Origin of the sequence: Proteus sp. HMSC14B05 (genome assembly GCF_001808035.1) — a bacterium.
In the GTDB taxonomy this organism is placed as follows: Bacteria; Pseudomonadota; Gammaproteobacteria; order Enterobacterales; family Enterobacteriaceae; genus Proteus; species Proteus mirabilis.
This window is the reverse complement of the sequence record NZ_KV792000.1, coordinates 372,581-392,989: the sequence shown is the minus strand read 5'-3', so window position 1 is coordinate 392,989 and position 20,409 is coordinate 372,581. Positions and strand designations below refer to the sequence as shown.

The window sequence follows — 20,409 nt, the reverse complement described above, 5'->3', positions numbered from 1 at the left end:
GATTAATAACCTATTTTTGGTTAGTGTTTTTTGAAGAGTAACTCATTTTCAGCGTAATAATTAAAGTAATGCAATACATCACCGCCACACACAAAAACAACGTGGTCAACCCAGGCCAAACAAGTATTCCGCCCCCCAGCGCAATACCAACCATAGAGGCAAACTGGCTAATACTTTGCACCAGTCCCAAAATATAACCCTGTTTACTTTCAGCGGTTGAGCGAGATATTAATGCGGTTAATACTGGCGTTGTTGCCCCAAGAAGAATGCCCCACAAAAAATAAAGTCCGATAAACCAGCTTATTTCTCTTACTGCTGCTAGCAGTAAGGTCACAATAAAACATCCCGCAATGATCCCCACCATTCGATAGAGTGCGTGAGATATGTTGTGTGCTTCAAACCATCTTGCCCAGAGGGAGGCTGAGACAATCACACCTGTAGCCTGCAATCCGTAAGCGACCCCTGTTAACCAGTTAGGGGCATTAAATACGCTACTGACATAAAGAGAAAAAGGGGTTTGTGTGATCATGCGGCTCATTAATAACAAACCCAGTACGGTAAGTAAGCCAACAATGACGCTGTGGTTAATTGATGATATCGCTTTTGCTTTATTTGTTGAGGAAGTGACGCAATTGGATGAAGCGTGGCGCGGTAAATCATTCGGTAATATGAAAAAAACCAGTAGTGCACATAACGTACAAATGATAAATGCCCCGAAGTTTATCCAAAAGAAACTCAGTAAATCGAGGATGGCCCCACCAGCAATGGCTCCAGCTAACGATCCTGCATTGGTAGATACTTGTAACCATGCCAAAAGCCGAGTACGTTGTGCTATGGGGATCATGGCAATACCATAAGCTTGAGCAGGTGCAATATACCCCGCACAAGTTCCCTGTAAAAAGCGTAGTAGCAGTATTACCCAGACATCATTGGCAAAAGCGAGCCCCAATTGCGTTAATGCAAGCCCCATCAGTGCACGGATCATCATCACTTTATTGCCAGTTTTATCGCCTATTCGTCCCCAAAAGGTACTGGTTAGCATAACGCCCAACATAGGTGCGATATACACGCCGGTTCCCACGATACTCAGTAGCTCTGTCGACGCCATACTTTCGAGATGAAGCGGCCAAAAAGGGCCACTCATTTCCATGGCTCCCATTGAGAGTAGCTGTACGATAAATAAAAACTGGACAATAAAAATGACACTGCCGGTAACACGCATACTATTTCACCCTTATTATTGGCCAATCCATTGGGAGCTGAGGGTGAGGCAAACTTCCTCCCATATAACCACAACACCAATCATATATTTCTCTTATATAGGGTGTTGGCACTCGAAGACGTTCTCCAAGAGCAACAAGAAGCGCTAGTCCATAGGCAATGTCTTCCTGAAAAACCCGATGTTGTTTGTCAAAAATATAACCATGGGATCGTGCTGTAGAAATAAGAGGTAAAGGAATACCCTGATAGGCCTTATTCGTTCGTAACACACTGAGTAATGTTCGCGGATCAGCAATTGAGTCCGCATATGCGGCTACTATTTCCTGCTGTAATGGTTGCACGGAACTGAGATTAATCCCCAATACAATTTCTGCTTTATTACATAACGCTTGATTCTCCCTATCACAGCGGGCAAGAAAATAGGCACCCAACTCAGGGCAATCGTTCCACCAACATGGAATGCTCTCAAAAGGCCTATTGTGCCACTGTCCCCATGGACCGATAAGGCCATAGATAACAGAGCTGTGCATAATAGGATTTCCTGGCGTTAGGGTAATTTCTAGATAATCGGTCAGTAGCGTAATAGGTGAGTCATAAAGTTGTTTGAGGTAATTGAGAAGAAGATTGGCATATTGCGGTTTTTCTCTTCCATGCACAGCTACATAGAGTTGTGATTTTCCGCCCCCCATTCTGACACTTTTTCCCGGTTGCAGATCAAATGCAATATGGGGAACATCTTTCATTCCCCATATAACAATATTGGGTGCATCGCCTAACGTTTTTTCAGCCAGCCAGTCAAAGCCAGCAAAACCGGGAATGGCGCCCACAAAGATGTTTTTATGTTTCGGCAGTATTGGCGCCATACGTTGAAGTAAACTTTCACGTACATGACTTGGTGTCGTAATAATGATGATATCTGCCTTAGAGCACGCCTCATCAATGGCTTCTGTCATCCTAACCGAACGGGTTTTAATAACTTGACCATCAGGCATCACCGCCTGAAGTTGATGATCATTTTCTTTATATGCTGTCACAGTTTCTGAGCGACTGCTGTAAAGAGTGACGTCAATCGCAGGATTTAAGCTAAATAAAATTGCCGCAAGATGCCCTGTACGACCGGCTCCACATAGTGTTACTCTCAATTTCTCATTTGGGATCATCTGCTATCCCCCAAACAAGTTGGCAAAGAAAACCAATTATCAAGTTGTTCCCAGACTGACTCCGATATTAGATTTCGCTCTTTAAGCCATGTGTCATTAAAAATCGTCTGCAGATATTTTTCACCACCATCGGCCATAGCAAGTGCAACATTTCCGCAAATTGTACTGTTATTAATCAACTCCAGCGCTTTATATACCACTCCTCCTGTAGAGCCACCAACCAGTAAACCAAAACGACGAGCAAGGTAACGAGCCGTTTCAAAAGCACACACATCAGAGACTTGTTCGCCATAATCAATACAACTGTAATCCAACACTAACCCCACTGTATCGCCTTGTGGGGTGCCTGTACCTGATTGATAGTATGGTTTACCGGGTTTTCCGAATACGATGGAGCCTTCCGGCTCTACGGCAATGGTTACAAGTTCTGGATTATGAACCCTTAATCCATGGGCTATCCCTGTCATAGAGCCCCCCGTACCTACACATCCAACCCACGCATCAATTTTGCCTATCTGACTAATAAGTTCACGTACCAGATCTGCATATCCTCCCGCATTGGCTGCATTATCTGATTGATTCATAAAGATAGCGCCGGGAATTTCATTGGCGATTTCAGCCGCCATACGTTGGCGTTCCACAACAGCAACTTCATTTTCACCATAGTCGCCTTTAACGTAGCGGATCTCAGCACCCAAAGCGCGCATGATAGCAATTTTATCTTGGGCAGCATGGTGATCGACCACCGCGATAAATCGAAGCCCAAATTCGATAGCAGCGATTGCCAACCCAATGCCAGTATTTCCTGATGACGACTCCACAATTGTACTACCAGGCTTGATCTTTCCAGATTTCAGTGCCGCAACAACCATATTTCTCGCCATGCGATCTTTCATACTGCCTCCGGGATTATTTTTCTCCACTTTGATATAAAGACGCGTATCCGATTGCAGCAGCGGTAATTGAATGATAGGAGTATTACCAATTAAATCAGTTACTTTGCTAAAAACCATATTAAAAGTCCTTAATTATCAATGGTAAATATAGGTTTTTGATGTGAGTTTATGACCGCAGTTAATCTTGTGGGCAACGGATGCCGATGAAATTGATTTTCCAGTAAATCCATTTGGTAACCTGCGGTATTAGCAAATATCAGTAAATCACCTGGCTTTGGTAGGTGTGCAAAAGCGATCAAACGATTGGTGATAACATCGTCGTCCAAACAGCTATGGCCTGCAATCCAAGCATTTCCAGCAGAAGAAAGTGGCTGATGGTTATTTTGATAAATATGGAGAGGATCACTTAAGAATTCAGAATTAAACCACGTTTCACATGCGCTAAAACTAGTTCCTTCGACAAAAATAACATGTCCGACATGATCATATGGACGAACTCGACAGACACGAAATACACTGATCGCACTTTGATTAACCAAGCTCCTTCCGGGTTCAAGGCAAAGTGTTAATCCTTCCTCAATTAATGCATCACAAACTCTTTTACCTGTGGGATCGACTCCGGTTAGAAACTCAGTGAGCCAGCCTTGGGCATTTATCTCTCCACCATATGGATAGAAAGAATCAGGAATTCGTCGAGTACGATAGTCTTTATGTGTTTGCGTAGAGAGCCATTTCTTATAACAATGACTGTCTACATACTGAACAGGTAACCCTCCCCCAATATCGATAATATAAGGGGAGTAACCCAAAGCACGTGCGTAGCTAATCAAGGGTAAGGTATCAAAAAAAGCCTTGATCCTAGATACCGAAGAGTAACCACTAAGATGGAAATGGAATCCATCAACCTTTACTTGGTCACTATAATTAAGTTTCTCAAACGCTGTCATGATCTCAGCGGATGACATACCAAAACGACTGATATGATTAGACTCAGGACGAAAACGCAACAGTATACTTATACGTCCTGATGGACTTATCCACCTTGTAGCAAGGTGAATAAGCTCGTCCATCTCCTCAAGTGAATCAATAACAATCCGTGCCCCTTGCACTATTAACGCCTGTAAAAATGCCGTTGTTTTGGCAGGGCCTGTAGCACACAACTCTGTACCTTTACATCCCGCACGAATAGCATCGTTGAGTTCATATAGGCTAGATACATCCGCCCCAGTTCCCGCAGCAACAGCGGCTTGTAATAATGACTGTGATTTATTGACTTTAACCCCATAATACAAATTGGTTTGTATACCAAATGTTTTGGCGACTTCGACCATGGCATTCACGTTCTGCTCCACAGTATGAGGCCAGACAATATTAAGGGGTGAACCATATATCTGTGTTAAATGAACAAGGGTATCAGGGGATGTCTCCAACCAACGGATAATAACCGGATCGATATAAGGGGGTAATATTTGGGTTATAGCGATCTGCCAAGATTCATTTGCTCGGTAATAAGTATTTAACAACGAAGACATATGGAACCCTCTTAGAAGTCAACACTTACCGAGGCAAGGAAAGTACGTGGTGCTCCCTGTGCAATAGTGGTATATGACGCGACACCAGACCAGTAATGGTGATTAAATAGATTCTGTACATCAAAACGGAAAGTGGTAGGCGCACCATACACACGTGTTTTATAGGAGGCTCCCATATCTACCGTTGTCCAAGAATTGATAGACTGTGTATTTTCCTGATTGACATATTGCTTTGCGCTATAATTGACATAACTGTTTAATGACAATCCATGCAAAATAGGAAGATCATATTCCACCCCTACATTTGCTTGTAGAGGAGAAACACCAACGGGTTTGTTACCACGGATATCAGATGTAGGCGATTTGATAAGTTCGGCATCAATAAGAGAAAGATTGCCTGAGATTTGTAAATTATCCAGAACCTGCGCAGAAAGGTTAACTTCAACGCCACGATTTCGCTGCTCACTATTAGCATTAAATATATTATCAGTGCTATCGATAGCACCACTAGGCTTGGTTATCTGGAAAAGAGCCAAACTGCTTTGTATTCCCGCGTTATCATACTTAACCCCAACTTCGTACTGTCGCGAGCGGTAAGGACGCATCACTTGGCCGGCATTTTTTGCAAAACTCGGCGCTATATCGCCTTTGCTTAACCCTTCAATATAGTTGGCATAGAGCGAAACAGACTCTAAAGGATGGTAAACCAGCCCCAACATTGGCGTCACCGCTGATTCATCATAAGTGGCCGAACGCTGTCCATTAGCCATAAAGTTATCGGCTTGCACTCTTTGCAAACGTATCCCGGGGATAATATCCACACTGCCATTCAATATGGTCATGATGTCCGAAACGGCAAAGCTAGTTAATTGACTAGAAGATACTTTGGGAACGCTTGCTGGAGACGATGGTAGGGTAACATCGACTTCTGATGGTGAATAAATATTAGAAATCACCTTTTGTTTTCCTACATTACCCGCAACAGCAAGACGGTCATGATAATAGCTGGCCTGTAATGTCATCTGATGATCAATAGCGCTCGTTGAAAAGTAACTTCTGACACCGGTTTCAAAAATATAACGATGTACATTAAAGCGATAATTAGTGATTGCCGATTCAACATCTCCATTGTCGTTAATAATCTTTGGGGTTTGCTCAGAGATACGTGAAACGATTGAACGACCACCACCGGCATTCATGAAGAGTGTTAGATTATCGTTAAGCTCGTATGAACTGTGCAGTAATACGCCCTGATCGCGGGTGTTCCACCACATCCCTTTTTGGGCAATATTCCGTCGACCATTAGGGGCCTTAGGAACATCGATACCCGCTAAGACAATAAAAGGACGATTAGGTGATTTGACATATTGATATTGATCGAATAAATCAACTGAAACGGTGAATCCATCTTTTCCATAGTCAAGAGCGAGTGCACCTAATGCCGTTTTTTTATGAGTATTATCAAGCGCCAGATCTCCACCACTACCACCACCATTAAATCGGACGCCCCACATTTCACCGTCTGGGGTTACCCACAATTTACCTACATCTATATAGGCACCAAGTTGATTATCAGATCCCCAAGTGGTGGTAATCTGTTTAGTTCCCTGACGAGTAGGTCTTTTCGTCACAGCGTTAACAACACCGCCAACACCGCCATTGGGGGAGATACCATAAAGCCCCGCACCAGGCCCTTTTAGTAATTCTATTCGCTCTAAATATTGAGGTAATAACTGATAATTTGGCGCTACACCATAAACACCATTGAGGGCAACTTCACCAATATTACCTTCCCCAATAGGGAATCCTCGGATCATAAAGGAATCAAGAATACCACCTGACGGAGATGTCACTTGAACGGATGGATCATCTTTTATTACATCGCCAAGAGTTTTAGCCTGTCGTTGCTCAATATATTTCGAGGTATATCCTTTAATACTAAATGGAATATCTTGGATATCTTTATTTCCCAATAAACCTATGTTGGCTTGTTGTGATAACCTACCTTTAGTTTGGGGGTTAACGCGCTCTGCGTTAACAATAATTCTCTCTTCCGCGCTGACGAAATCAGGAATTAAACTTGCTGCAATAGTCAATGCTAAAAAATGTTTGTTTGTGATCATTATTATTCTCTCAGATCTTAGAGTTATTTACTTGTTCACCAGCTAACGGATTGTTAAGCCCATGCTGAAGACGGTAATCAGTATATTGCTGTAAATGCATGCTCATTAATGAGCGGGTATACCAAGGGTGGTGGAGAAAATGTTCACGCTCTTTGTGCCAAAAATCCGCCTCTACTCTGGGTTGAAGTGCTTTAAACACAAGTTCAAGCTCTTCGCCGATCACAGTCCATATGCGGGTATCAGGGATGTCATAAAGTTGAGTTAAACAAAGCGCAATTTCATGTAAATGGCTGACAAGACAAGCATCTACAACGAAGGTTCTGACAGGTTCAATATCATCTTCAAACACCGTGGGTAAAATGCCGGGCCAGATATAAGGTTGAAGCTCATAACCTTGCTGGCGCAGTGCTGGAGCCCAACTGCGTCCATCACCAAAATCACGAATAAGCATGGTGACCGCACGACCGGAATCATCAAACAAAACTTGCGTATTTTGTTGGTGTGCCTCAAGGGCAATGCCATAAATTAAATACATCGCTAAAACGGGTTTTAGTATGACTTTGGTATAATTACGAAACCATGTTTCAGGTAAGTCGCCTGATAATGCGATCAGCTCGCTGATAAGGGGTTGGGGTTTATGTGGGAGTTCAGTAAATAATGATGCAACTGTGATAGCGATTAAATTATCGTTTCTTTCCCATGCTTGCGTATCACGAAATACGACTGAGAGAAACTTACCTTCAGCGTCATCCATACGCACGTTATGACGGAAATGCCACGCCACTTCTTCTCGGAAAAAGTCCAGCTTGCCATCAAAATCCTTATCCACCCGCAAAATATCCTCAATAATCGTACTAATACGTGGCCCCATATGAATAGATTTGGCTTGAAGGCTGCGCATTTCGCTAGTCATCCAGATAGCAACAGGTAATTTGATAAAGGGTGATCTAGATGCGGTAGGAAGCATGGTTCTAAACGACATGGATACCGCGGTCTCAAGTTGAGGGCCTAATGGTAGAAGAATGCCTTCATCTATTTCTTTTGAGAAATGCGCAATGATCCAGTGTTCAAGATGCCAAGGATGCAGAGGAATAGGTAACCATTTTTGTGGGTTTTGGTGTTGACTTGTAAGCCACTCACACCATTTATTCCAAACGGTTGGAAAAGCCGATGAAAACCATTGATGGATATCCTGAATATGGGGCATCTTCTCACAATAAACCATATCGGTTTGTATGGCTGCGATACGCAGATTAACTCGTGCACCAAATTCAGCTGATAGTGCGACAATATCATCATCGCTTAAACCGGGTCTAGACTTCCAAGTTGGGTAATAAGAATGACCTTCAAGAGCGCCCCACTGATCGAGAAAAGTTGCACCATCACGCCGACTGTAATGACGAGTTATCCATTCAATAAAACAAGATGTTCCCTCTTGTGCCATCTCATTAGAAATCATATCCCGCCACTTTGACCGATGTGCTCTAGCTAATCGATCATTATGGATACTGTTTGCTACATCTTTATTGAATTTTGTTATTCCCTCCGTTGTAGGGGTGAAACTAAGCTCGTTTTTCAGTATCCCCATAAGTTCTTCATGGGATTGCACCATTCGGTGGTGACCATCCATTGATTTAAGGATAATATCACCGCGATTAATAACGGTATTTGCAGGAAAAACGGTCGTTTGATTAAATTGAAGGATATGTATCCCATCAGAAAGCGGGTACTTAACGTTATTTTCATCATTGAAAACTTGCAGTTTATTATCATCCAATAATTTTTCTGCAAAAAGACAGCGAATGATACGAGCAAGGGCATTACGTGTTGAAAAATCTGTTTGTATAGCAGTTTGTTGCCCTGCAATACTCTTTTTCTCTACCGTCTCCATCATTTTTCTCCCAAAGAAATAAGGCTTAAACAATTAATTTAAATTTATCTATCTTGGGGGGTTACTTAACCTTTTTTTACTTTTTCGAGCGTCTTGAAAAAGGTTGATGAGTAAGCTACCATCAGAAAATGATGATGTAAATAATAATCAATCTCATTCTCATAATTATTCGTTTTTATGGAAGATACATTATATTTATTACTAAGGTAGGTAAATATGAACGAAGAGATTAGCTATCTGTTTGTCCCTGCTAATAAAGAAGTTATGATTTCCAAAGCGTTAACTTATGGTGCAAATGCGATCATTCTTGATCTTGAAGATGCGGTTCATCCTGATGAAAAACCGCTCGGACGTGACAACATTCAAAATTGGCTAACGACAATAAATAACACCATCATTAACACCAGTATATATATCAGAATAAATCATCCTAAAGAGAAAGAATTTAAAAACGATGTTGATCTATTAAATTCATTAAATGAAACGCTAATGACAGGAGTAATGATCCCAAAACTGGAAGATGCGGAAATACTTTCCTATATAAAATCAAAACTTCATCTGGCTATATCAAAGCGACCATTTATAGGCATTATAGAAACAGCGCGTGGAGTGCACCATTGTGAAGAGATTGCCAATAGTGGTGTAACGAGATTAGCATTCGGCTCATTAGATTACTCACTAGATATTGATTGCCAACAAACAGCAGAAGCGTTGCTATACGCAAGAAGCCGAATCGTTATCGCTTCACGCATTGCCAACCTTATCTCCCCTATTGACTGTGTCACCCCTGAATTTTGCACACCTAATACATTATTAATGGATGCCAACCATGCTCGCGCTCTTGGATTTGGCGCTAAACTCTGTATTCATCCGGATCAAATAGATACTGTTAATAAGGCATTTAAACTTACTGAGGAAAAAATTAAATGGGCGCAAGAAGTGGTTAAGCAATCAACAGCCAGTTATGCTTTTCAGATTAATGGGGAGATGATTGATTTACCTTTAATAAAACAAGCCACGCGTATTATCAATGGTAAATATAAACCTAATTGAATCTATCAAAGACCACCCAAATAAGTATAGTCATCATATCAAATACAATTATTTGAGTGGTTTAAAAATGCTATATATCATTTATCCTCCCATCAATTAATACCTGTGGATGGCCTCTAGAGCATCGTTCAATACGGGCGCTAACGCGATAAACATCAGCGAGTATTTCTGGTGTGATCACCTCAGTTGGTAAACCATTGGCAACTAGCTCCCCATTTTTAAGCATTAATACATACTCTCCATGGCGTAATGCAATATTAATATCGTGAACAACAACCACAGTAATCATATTACGTTTCTTGGTTTCTCTCGCGATTAATTCCATCACATGAAACTGATAATTAAGATCGAGTGCGCTGAGTGGTTCATCTAGCAATAATAAACTTGGTCGTCGAATTAGTGATTGAGCAAGCCCCACCAATTGTTTTTGCCCACCGGATAACTCATCAAGATATCGCATAGCTAAATGTGAAATTCCCAGTTGTTCTAATAGATCTATAACTTCATCATTCGCTGAATGAGAACGATGTTCACCTAAAGCTCGTCTTGCAACCAGAATTGACTCCAAGACACTCAAATGAACACCCGCAGGTAGAGTTTGTGGCAAATAAACCACCTGCTCTGCTCGTTTAGAAAAAGAGAGGGAGAGTAATTCATCATCACCAAGAAAAAGCTTTCCTTGTGCGCTATTAAGCCCAGCAAGCGCCCTTAACAACGTCGATTTACCACTGCCATTAGGCCCTAAAAGAACAGTAATTTTCCCTCGTGGAAGCAGTGAGACCGTTAATTCTTTAATGATTTCTCGCTTCGAATATCCCGTAGAAAGCTTTTCAATACGCAACCCAACATTCAATCCCGTGTTCATTATATTCTCCCGCGATGACGCAAAATGATACTAACAAAGAAAGGGATACCCACAAGAGAAGTCACAATTCCCACCGGAATAATCACACCAGACAAAAGGTTTTTGGAGACTAAAGAAGCTATCGATAATACCAATGCGCCAATAAGAGCACTTGCGGGCAAATAAAAACGATGATCTTCGCCAAAAGTCATCCGAGCAATATGGGGTGCGACTAATCCAATAAAACCTATTGGGCCAACAAATGCCACCGCCAAGGCAGAAATGATGCTAATACGAAGTAATGTTGTTAGGCGTAAGCGTCTGACGTTGATCCCAAAGCTCATCGCACGATCTTCCCCTAGACGAAGTGCCGTCAGTTTCCAAGCATTCATCAATGACAAGGGGAAGATTATCACTAATACAACCAATAAAATGTATAACTTATCCCACGATGCCCGATTAAGGCTACCCATTGTCCAGAACACTAATCCCTGAAGCGTATCTTCGTTAGCGATAAATTGCATAATGGAAACGGCAGCATTAAAAGTAAACACTAACGCTATGCCAAAGAGAATAATTCCAGAGGTAGAAACTCGCATCCAACGTGAGATAAAGTCCAGTAACAACGTTGCCAGTAATGCGAAAATAAACGCATTAACTGAAATAAACCACTGAGCAGGAACCCCCGGAATACCAATTCCTAAAACAATCGCTAAAGCAGCACCAAAAGCAGCGGCAGAAGAGACGCCAAGCGTAAAGGGACTTGCCAGCGGGTTATTGAGTATAGTTTGCATTTCAGCACCCGCTAACCCGAGTGACATTCCAACGACAACCGCCATAAGGGAGTAAGGTAGCCTGATATCCCACACAATAACCCGAGTGCCAGCATCGGCAGTTTCTGGCGATATTAGTGTATTCCACAGTTCAGTCAGCGATAATCCTGAAGGCCCTAAAGTAAAATCAAGGATCAAAACGCTACATAACACGCCCCCTAATATCATTAAGTAAAAAAAACGACGAAGTATCTGTCGCTGATATTCCTTCACTACCCTTGCTTTTGTTGTTTTACTTGAGTGTTGTTTAGACGCTCTATTTTCGCTCATTGAATGTTAGCCTGTTAGTTACCCCACGCTAGGTATAAGCGATATTATAGCAAGCTAATGCTAATTAAAACTATAACGATAATAGTTACTATTATCAATAGCAAGATGTAATAGGTAAAATAAAGCTACCAGTTGATATGAATTGCTCTTATTTAATAGCAAATAAAACTTAAACATTTCAACAGATACTTTATTCATCACTAAAGCTCAATTACCCATGATGATCCTATAGCTAATGACTAGCCCAAAAAACAACTAAAATGAGTAATGTGTCACATACCATTGCATCATATGAATTAATATTTCAATTATAATATAATAACTAGAGTTATAATTTCTTTGCGTATCTTTATATGCTATAAAAAACTATTTTAAAATCATAAAGTAAAATATTAAAAGGCAAAAAAATATTGATATAAACGATCGATAAAACACACAATGATAGTTAAAAGCTATCAAAAAAGACAAAACAGATCGTTTTAAACTATTTCCACTGCTGGCTAATTTACCCTACCCTTTCCTTCCAACAACCCAGATGCTTACCCTAATAATTTAGGTATACCCTTTATTTTATTTCAAAAAAAACAGGTGAAAGGTGTTAATGAAATATAATACAGTAAACATAAATGTTCGTGTTGGTTCATTTATTCGAAGACATAGGACACTACTAGGTATCTCAGGGAAAAGCCTAGGAAAAAAATTAAATCTTTCCCAACAACATATTTCTCGATTAGAACGAGGACAAACAAATTTTACAATCGAAATTATTTTATATTTATTAAATGAATTGGATAAGACAATATTTGATTTAGTTACTGAGGTATTTTATGAAGATCCCGGTGAAATTTTAACTGAATACCAGCGTCAACAACAATTCAATACTGAATTAACACTAATAAACTAGACTGCATTTAACATCAATCTATTTTACTGGAATTAATTTAAGTCTTAATATGATTTAAATTTACTATTTATATTATTTTGAATTATTATTTAATTACATAAAGATTGGATTATATATGCTTAAACGTCTTAACTTTATTTTAATTTATTCTGTATTATCATTAATAAGTATAACAACATCAGTCTATGCTTCACCTTCTATTGGCATTGGTAGTATGTATGATGTTTTTACACCAGAAACCCAAAGCCTCACCAAGCGCGTATATAACACAGGAACATCTACTGCGTTTGTTCGTGTTGAGATATTGGAAATTGATGCTGATCCAAAAATGAATCAGCGTGAATCAGCACAAAAAGAAATTAAAGAAGGTTCATTAACGCAAGAACGGCTGATTGTCTCCCCATTGAGATTAATTATTCCACCATCAAGTTTTCAGTCAGTCCGCATACTATGGCCAGGGGATAGAGAAAAAGAACGTTATTTTAGAATTCGTTTTACTCCCGTTCTTCCTGAAGAAAATGATGGTTTTGGAATGAGCAAAGATGAAATAACACAATACAAAAAAAACGCATTGGATGTGGGAGTTAATGTGTTAACTGGCTACGGCAGTGTGGTTGTGATGCAAGCTAAAAATCCCTTATTTAATACCGTTATTGATGACACAAATAAACAAATTTCAATAAAAAATAAAGGAAACGCCACCATTATATTGGATAATATCCGTTATTGTGAAAATATAAAGTCACACTGTGAGAATAAAGCGCGAGAAATTATCTTACCAGGAAGAGAATTTGTTCTACAAAAAAAAATAAATAATAAAATTGACTTTGTATTAATCGAAGGTGATAAATCTAACACGTTTAATTATTAATATTAATCTAAACAACTAATTTAAACTTCAGTAATCGCAAATAAATAGAGTTTATTTGTTTTATTTTTTATCAATCATAATATATGAGGTATTTCTAAATGTTAAAAAGATCATTATCCATTATATTTCTATCTTGTGGCGCCTTAGGTTCAATGGTAGCTCACGCAGCAGATGAACAACGCTATGCTATCGATTTAACGGCAACTATTCCTACAGAATCTTTTCAGGTTATCCCTGTTGAGAGTGGTTGGATAAACCAAACACAAGAAATGGCTTTCGATTTAGGCACCCGTAAATTACAAGATTTCACCAAGCAATTTCAATATAAAAACACCTCTGGGGGGATTCAAGCAACTTTAACAAATACTGACTCAAAGGGTACCGCAATCTTATCAAATGGTAATGATACCATTCCATTAGCAGTCATTTTTAACGGCGTAACACTCAGTAAAACGCCTAGCACTGTAGTTAATGCTGATGATGCCAAAACAGGCGGTCGTACCAACCTTCGTATTACACAACAAACTGATACCCCTCTAACAGTAACAGGCTCTTTTACAGGCCAAGTAGCCATGGTTTTTGAGCCTGTAGTTGAGACTCCAGTTGAGCCTGAAAGCTAATAAATTATTCAACTAAGGGGGCTCTTTAGAGCCTTCCTTCTTGTTACCTAGGCTAACCACATTTCGTTCTGATAAGAATATTTTTGTGCTTATTAAGCATCGGAACGCTTTTGTTACATAAGTATACAGTGATTTAGTGAGTATATGTGATATGAAAGTATTATTTGCATTAATGTTAATACCAGAAATCGCCTTAGGATCAAGTGTATTCCTGGCAAATAATACAATAAAAATACCGAGTGAATTTAAGCAATATTTTTATAACTCAGAAATTGTTTCTCAAGTGTATCTTAATGATTCTCCCCTTTTTGAAGCTGTCTTTTCACTTCATGAAAATGGACAAATTAATCTCTTGAGAATTTTAGATGAAGAACCTGATATTAAACCGCAAGTTAAAAATGAATGGGCTGAGATTTTACAAAAAGGCATCTCATTAGGTGCTTGTGATACTTCCTGCCCCGCAGGACTCGTCTCTGCTGAATATCGACTAGATAATTCTTCATTAAAATTATTTACTTCGCACTATGAAACTGAACAAGTGAAAAGTGATTATATCTATTTGCCTAGCGCTTTGCCAAATGGTGTCATTATGCACAATAATTTGTCAGCCGTTTCAGTGCATTCAGCAAAGACCTGGAATTTTAGTTCATCCGTAATTTCATCTCTTTTCGGCTGGACGCAAAATATATCACTACAGTCCTATGGCTCTAATCAGGCCAACCAATCATAAGAAACCAATATTTATGCGCTATACACCCAAAAAGAATTAGCCGGTAGCTTTATCCGCTTGGGCATTTTTTCTCCAGATACGGATAAAGGAAATGTCGAAACCAACGGATTTAATACAGGCTCTGTCGCCGGAGTGATGTGGGGAACATCAAATGCATTATTGATAAATAACGAAAGTGTCAGTGCCTCCCCTATTTATATCACGGCCGCCAATCAAGGGATCGCAGAAGTATGGCTAGATAATCGGCTCATCTATTCACAACAACTGCAACCTGGCATGCAAGCCATTGACACACGGCGTTTACCTAGTGGTATTTATAACATAACAATTAATACCCTTGAAAATGGTAAAGTTGTGGATACTCAAACGGCTCAAGTATACAAACCGCTAGGGTGGCAAAACCCTAATCAAAAATGGCGTTTGAATTTATGGGGAGGACAAAAAAAGGATTTAGTTCTTAGTAGTAAGAATACAACTGAAAATGATAGCGCATTTATTGGTGGCGGAGCCATAGATTACTTATTCACCCCCCGTGTCATTTTAGGAAGTAGCCTCTTGATATCGGCTGATAACTATCAACTCAGTGCAAGATCAAATATAACATTATCTTCTGATGATAGTTTTTTTGCTCAATACACCCTGACTAATGAAGATACCCGAAAAAATTCAGGCGTGGATTTACGCTATTACCGAACACTTTCACCGGGGAATTCAATGAATGTATTTTGGCGTCGAACTTCCAATCAAAATTATCGTTTAACAGAGTCGTCTCAACAAGTAGGAAATACTTGGGGAGCTTCACTATTCACCCAATTACCTTGGTCTAGCTCACTGACATTGAATGGACAATATATGAAAACCCCATCAAGAGAAGGAGTTGAGATTGATACCGCATTGACAACAAAAGCGATTTTGGCTAATCGAGATGTTAATTTTCGGTTAAGTGCGTATGACCGCCCCGGGTTTAATCAAAAAAATCGGGAACAGGGTGTGGCACTAGGCGTCAGCCTGTCAGTAATGCCGAGTGCAAAACATACTTTATCAGTAGATGCAGGTATTAACGATAGCAATAGTTATTCTAGCCTAAATTACCAATGGCAACCCCAAGATGAAGGGGCTGTTCGTTGGTTAGGTGCAGGAATATCACAAAGTAGTGAAAATACACTCATTAGCGGTAACGGCGCCTTGGAAAGTCGAACACTAAGTGGTGATGCATATGTCCAGCATTACGTGCAAGACAAAAGCACAACAGCGGGGATCAACATAAGTCAAACACTGGTGTTGGGTGAAGGAAATTTTGCGGTGAGTAGTGGCGAACGCAGTTTAGGGATGGAATCGGCATTTATCGTTGACTTAGAGTCAGATGATCCCGATATGCAAATTGTCGCCTCAGACAGTATCAAAGAAACAAAATTATTTCAGGGACGAAATATCATTCCTACTGATATCTGGAAAAATGAGCCTATTCATTTTTACAGCATGGGTACAAATAACGGCAAAGTTTTTCCTGAGTATGAATCGATAAATATGAACCGGGGTAGTGTGAAATATTTAAAATTAAAAGCCGTCAAAACAACAGTGCTGGTGGCAATGCTACAAGATAACTTTGGTCAAATATTAAAGCATCGTCAGGTTACTAGTGATATCAGCAGTGGGATTATTAATGCAGAAGGCGTTTTGACATTAGATTCAGGTATTAATAACCAAAAATTAACGGTCTTAGGCAATAGTCAATCACCGGCGTTATCGTGTCAATTACCTGATGTCCTATCACCAGGAAAAGACGTACAGTTTTTCCCAGTTATTCATTGTTCACCAATAGGAGATATGTAATGCGCTATTATCATTACATTCTTGGCACTGTTATGCTCGCAATGAGTGCGGTTGTTAATAGTGCAACGATTAATTTAACCGCAAAATTCACCCCCGCAATAAATAACAGTAATAGTGATGGTATTTTTACAAATACAACCCCCAGAAGCGGATATTGTTCTCGATGGCCAAAATATTGCGATGCTAATGATGTCAGTGTTTATTTGCCGTTAACAACAACAATTTCATATCCTATTGTTGCTAAAAATAAACCTCGTGAAGGTGCTTACTTTAATTTTCCTAAAACCCCTAGAATACTTACAGTAAGAAATCAGAATACTGGTGAAACATTTGACGTTATATTTAGGGTTACTAGTTATTCTTCACAACTTACAACAAATAGCAGTTCATCTAGTTGGGATGAAGGCAAAGATTTTAGCGCACCTCGGGGAGGGGGCTGTACTTTTTATACTCCTTCATGGGGAGGAGGGTCAGGCTCAGGAAGCTGGATCCAATTTATTTGGAAAACATCAAACAACACTTCCCCCTGTTATAAAATAAGTACCATAAACAGAACCGAACCTCACCGATTTTATGACATGAGCATGGGTTATTCATTAGTGGCTAAAGATAACTTATTAACCGTAGGATCAGGGACCTATAAAGGGAAATTATCATTTACTGTAGGACCAGGAGGCGACTTTGATTTTGGCGATAATTACCAAGCCAGTGACAGCGTTGTTGATATCAATCTTATTCTTTCTGTTAATCATGATTTAATCGTCACTACAACGCCTGAAAGTCGTGCGTTATCATTGCAACCTTGTAGCGCAGGTAAAATTTGTACCGAAGAGCAAGGAAAGCAAAACTGGGAACGTTGGATGATAACGAAAATTACACCTCAGCTTACTGCTCGAAGTGATTTTTTACTGTCTTCAACAGGTGCATTTACGACTTATATACAATGCCAATATGTTCACGGTGAAAATTGTGCCATAAAAAGTGACAATAATGGTCAACTGGTTCCAGTAAAAGCGTATTTGAGCTTACCAAATAATATTATTAATCAGAAAACCAATAGCACGGTTACACGTGCGCTAATGCCAATCCATAAGGATATAGTAAATAATACGTTTTTAACAAAAGATATTGGAAGTAATCGTAAGGGGAATATTGATTTTCTGGTAGCGCAACATGATGTCGATAAAATGCTTTTAACAAGACCTGATACTTACCGTGGAACGGTTACTATTATTTTTGACCCCCAAATATATTAGGATGACCATAAAAATGGTGAGATTATCAATACGAAATATCCAAATCTAAGTAAGTCAATAATGGTATTCCATCATAACCTAAAAAAAAACGCCATGCTAATCAATAGCATGGCGTCATATTCTGGCGGAACGGACGGGACTCGAACCCGCGACCCCCTGCGTGACAGGCAGGTATTCTAACCAACTGAACTACCGCTCCGCGTATCCTTTCGGACGAGATGAATATTACGAATCTCTTACCTTGTCGTCAACTATTTTTCTAACAAAAAGATGCGTTTGGATAGTTTTTAATCTCAACACTCTATTTATATCACTTTACCTTTATGCAGTTTCATCATTCGAAGCAGGAGCTGGACGCCATAAACAGTGGCCTCCTTTTTTCACCACTAAATCTAACCGAGCTTCGTGCGCAACTAACTCTTCTGCAGAGGCTTTTATTACTCTTAATCCACGCACTGGTCGTACAATACGTTGTATATCATCCCCTTTTTGCTCTTCGCTCGGTTCACCTTCCATTGAAAAAGCTAATGCGGTTTGCCCACCGGTCATAGCTAAGTAAACATCAGCGAGGATCTCGGCATCTAATAATGCGCCGTGCAGTGTTCGTTTGGAGTTATCAATTAAATATCTGTCACATAACGCATCTAGATTATTGCGTTTGCCAGGAAATAACTCCCTTGCCATAGCAAGGCTATCGGTTATTTGGCAAAAAGTTTCTGTGAGAGGAATATCACGGTTAAGCTTCTGAAACTCATAATCCATAAAGCCGATATCAAACGAGGCGTTATGGATAATTAATTCTGCACCACGAATATACGCTAAAAACTCATCTGCTATTTCTGCAAATGAAGGACAATCCTCTAAAAATTCGTCACTGATCCCGTGAACTTCAAAAGCTTCAGGATCAACCAATCTTTCTGGTTTTATATAAACATGGAAATTTCGCCCAGTTAAGCGACGATTGATAACCTCAACGGCACCAATTTCAATGATATTATGGCCTTCATAGTGAACGCCCAGTTTGTTCATACCGGTTGTTTCGGTATCTAGTACAATTTGTCGTGTGATTGGAGTGCTCATAATCCGTTTTTATGTCAGACTTAGGGTTAATTTTTCGTATTACTTAAAAAGGATAAGTCGCCTTTATGCACAAGCAGGTAGAAATATTCACCGATGGTTCATGTTTAGGCAACCCAGGTCCTGGTGGTTATGGTGCAATTTTACGCTACCAACAGCATGAAAAAACCCTTAGTGAAGGTTTTTTTATGACCACCAATAACCGCATGGAACTCCTTGCTGCTATCGTAGCATTAGAAGCGTTAAAATTCCCTTGTAAAATTACACTGACTACGGATAGCCAGTATGTCAGACAGGGAATTACCAAGTGGATACATAGTTGGAAAAAACGCCAATGGCGTAAAGCAGATAAAAGCCCTGTGCTGAATGTTGATTTATGGAAGCGTCTTGATAAAGCCATTGAGCGTCATGAAATTGAATGGCATTGGGTTAAAGGTCATGCAGGCCATGACGAAAATGAACGTTGTGATGAACTGGCCAAAGCGGCCGCGCAATCTCCCACAAAAGAAGATACTGGCTATCTAGAAAGTCAACAAGATAAAACCTGAGAGTAATAACGGCAGATAGTGATATTAATCAGGTCGATTACGTGTAGCGCCTAAAACTCTGCCTTTTACACTCATACGCGGTAATGCAAACTTCATCGCGGTGGGTGTTAAAGGAAGCGTTCTTTTACGCGCTAATATTAAATTTAAACATCCCCCGACATGATAGCGCTTACCATCACGTTTTACGGGACGGGAAAATGGCATAATCTGGAAGTTCTGTTGTGTTATCACTTCATAATTAAGCACACTTAGCCAATCAACTTGGCGACGAAGTGAAAACATCCGACAATAATAGGGCTGTTTATGCCGTAAAATAGGCGTACATTTTCCTATACCTAATAGGCTGATAGGATTAAAACTTGATAGGATGATCCAACCGTCATCCACTAATACACGATCGGCTTCTCTTAATAACCAATGAGGATCTGCACTGTAATCTAAAACATGAGCCATAAGACAGACATCAACCGATTTATTTTCAAATGGCAGATAATTGAGAGACGCCATAACATCTGTGTTTGTCGTCGTTGTAGTCACGTTAACTTGATGTGAGACCATACTGGATTTAGTATCGAGTTCAGCACTAAGTTGACCTAATTTAAGCATATGAAAACCGTATATTTTCGGCCACCAATTTTGTAATCGCAATTCAATTGCCATACGGTAATATTCTCCCCAAGGAATATTACGCCAAGAGCTTGGCATACAAATTGGTTTTCCCGAACGCGCTGCTTTCATCGTTTAACC

General features: G+C 39.9%; 18 protein-coding genes and 1 tRNA gene. 8 read left to right on the top strand and 11 right to left on the bottom strand.

Translation table 11 applies throughout. The features are described from left to right. Nucleotides 1–10: 10 nt before the first annotated feature. The 6 genes from HMPREF3129_RS15760 to HMPREF3129_RS15735 are packed head-to-tail and all read right to left on the bottom strand — an operon-like array spanning nt 11 to nt 8,826. Nucleotides 11–1,222: an MFS transporter gene (locus HMPREF3129_RS15760; RefSeq protein ID WP_004252461.1), complete on the bottom strand. Its 1,212-nt coding sequence runs from the start codon at nt 1,220–1,222 to the stop codon at nt 11–13. Between the two features lies 1 nt (nt 1,223). Further along, a complete protein-coding gene (locus HMPREF3129_RS15755) occupies nt 1,224–2,381 on the bottom strand; it encodes an NAD/NADP-dependent octopine/nopaline dehydrogenase family protein (protein ID WP_036919859.1) in 1,158 nt (385 codons plus the stop codon). Then, nucleotides 2,378–3,394 (bottom strand): PLP-dependent cysteine synthase family protein, encoded by a 1,017-nt coding sequence (locus tag HMPREF3129_RS15750; protein ID WP_004244961.1) that lies wholly within the window; start codon nt 3,392–3,394, stop codon nt 2,378–2,380. The genes HMPREF3129_RS15755 and HMPREF3129_RS15750 overlap by 4 nt, the downstream gene beginning before the upstream one ends. Before the next feature lie 11 nt (nt 3,395–3,405). Continuing rightward, the gene (locus tag HMPREF3129_RS15745) at nt 3,406–4,809 is read right to left on the bottom strand and encodes a Y4yA family PLP-dependent enzyme (protein WP_036919857.1); all 1,404 of its coding nucleotides are present in this window, start codon (nt 4,807–4,809) and stop codon (nt 3,406–3,408) included. Between the two features lie 11 nt (nt 4,810–4,820). After that, nucleotides 4,821–6,932: a TonB-dependent receptor gene (locus tag HMPREF3129_RS15740; RefSeq protein ID WP_036919855.1), complete on the bottom strand. Its 2,112-nt coding sequence runs from the start codon at nt 6,930–6,932 to the stop codon at nt 4,821–4,823. 10 nt (nt 6,933–6,942) lie between these two features. Then, nucleotides 6,943–8,826, bottom strand: a complete 1,884-nt coding sequence (locus HMPREF3129_RS15735; protein WP_036919854.1) for an IucA/IucC family protein — start codon at nt 8,824–8,826, stop codon at nt 6,943–6,945. Between the two features lie 213 nt (nt 8,827–9,039). Here HMPREF3129_RS15735 and HMPREF3129_RS15730 point away from each other — a divergent pair, with 213 nt between their 5' ends. After that, nucleotides 9,040–9,876 (top strand): HpcH/HpaI aldolase/citrate lyase family protein, encoded by an 837-nt coding sequence (locus HMPREF3129_RS15730; RefSeq protein WP_036919852.1) that lies wholly within the window; start codon nt 9,040–9,042, stop codon nt 9,874–9,876. A gap of 70 nt (nt 9,877–9,946) precedes the next feature. Here HMPREF3129_RS15730 and HMPREF3129_RS15725 read toward each other — a convergent pair whose 3' ends face one another. Together HMPREF3129_RS15725 and HMPREF3129_RS15720 are read right to left on the bottom strand one after the other, a co-directional pair. Further along, nucleotides 9,947–10,741, bottom strand: coding sequence for an ABC transporter ATP-binding protein (locus HMPREF3129_RS15725; RefSeq protein ID WP_036919849.1), 795 nt, complete (start codon nt 10,739–10,741; stop codon nt 9,947–9,949). After that, a complete protein-coding gene (locus HMPREF3129_RS15720; protein WP_223232014.1) occupies nt 10,741–11,721 on the bottom strand; it encodes a FecCD family ABC transporter permease in 981 nt (326 codons plus the stop codon). The genes HMPREF3129_RS15725 and HMPREF3129_RS15720 overlap by 1 nt, the downstream gene beginning before the upstream one ends. A gap of 703 nt (nt 11,722–12,424) precedes the next feature. On the opposite strand from HMPREF3129_RS15720, the gene HMPREF3129_RS15715 reads away from it, so the two are divergent. The 6 genes from HMPREF3129_RS15715 (at nt 12,425) to HMPREF3129_RS15695 (ending at nt 18,037) form a co-directional block, all read left to right on the top strand. Then, nucleotides 12,425–12,727 (top strand): helix-turn-helix domain-containing protein, encoded by a 303-nt coding sequence (locus tag HMPREF3129_RS15715; protein WP_036919846.1) that lies wholly within the window; start codon nt 12,425–12,427, stop codon nt 12,725–12,727. Nucleotides 12,728–12,842: 115 nt separating this feature from the next. Continuing rightward, nucleotides 12,843–13,598 (top strand): hypothetical protein, encoded by a 756-nt coding sequence (locus HMPREF3129_RS15710; RefSeq protein WP_004247303.1) that lies wholly within the window; start codon nt 12,843–12,845, stop codon nt 13,596–13,598. A gap of 98 nt (nt 13,599–13,696) precedes the next feature. Continuing rightward, nucleotides 13,697–14,218: a CS1 type fimbrial major subunit gene (locus HMPREF3129_RS15705; RefSeq protein ID WP_004247302.1), complete on the top strand. Its 522-nt coding sequence runs from the start codon at nt 13,697–13,699 to the stop codon at nt 14,216–14,218. 151 nt (nt 14,219–14,369) lie between these two features. Then, complete coding sequence (locus HMPREF3129_RS19045; protein WP_254668261.1) at nt 14,370–14,948, top strand: hypothetical protein; 579 nt, start codon at nt 14,370–14,372, stop codon at nt 14,946–14,948. Nucleotides 14,949–15,005: 57 nt separating this feature from the next. Next, nucleotides 15,006–16,781: a TcfC E-set like domain-containing protein gene (locus tag HMPREF3129_RS15700; protein ID WP_254668260.1), complete on the top strand. Its 1,776-nt coding sequence runs from the start codon at nt 15,006–15,008 to the stop codon at nt 16,779–16,781. Beyond that, nucleotides 16,781–18,037: a hypothetical protein gene (locus tag HMPREF3129_RS15695; protein WP_004247300.1), complete on the top strand. Its 1,257-nt coding sequence runs from the start codon at nt 16,781–16,783 to the stop codon at nt 18,035–18,037. The genes HMPREF3129_RS15700 and HMPREF3129_RS15695 overlap by 1 nt, the downstream gene beginning before the upstream one ends. A 122-nt stretch (nt 18,038–18,159) precedes the next feature. On the opposite strand, the gene HMPREF3129_RS15690 is transcribed toward HMPREF3129_RS15695, so the two are convergent. Further along, nucleotides 18,160–18,236 (bottom strand) — tRNA-Asp (locus tag HMPREF3129_RS15690). A 122-nt stretch (nt 18,237–18,358) separates the two neighbouring features. Beyond that, entirely contained in the window at nt 18,359–19,117 is a 759-nt protein-coding gene (gene dnaQ, locus HMPREF3129_RS15685; RefSeq protein WP_004247299.1) for a DNA polymerase III subunit epsilon, read from the bottom strand. 65 nt (nt 19,118–19,182) lie between these two features. Here dnaQ and rnhA point away from each other — a divergent pair, with 65 nt between their 5' ends. Beyond that, nucleotides 19,183–19,662, top strand: coding sequence for a ribonuclease HI (gene rnhA, locus HMPREF3129_RS15680; protein WP_004244975.1), 480 nt, complete (start codon nt 19,183–19,185; stop codon nt 19,660–19,662). Between the two features lie 24 nt (nt 19,663–19,686). Here the strand turns inward: rnhA and HMPREF3129_RS15675 are convergent, their stop codons facing one another. Beyond that, nucleotides 19,687–20,400: a class I SAM-dependent methyltransferase gene (locus HMPREF3129_RS15675; protein WP_004244976.1), complete on the bottom strand. Its 714-nt coding sequence runs from the start codon at nt 20,398–20,400 to the stop codon at nt 19,687–19,689. Between the last annotated feature and the right edge of the window lie 9 nt (nt 20,401–20,409).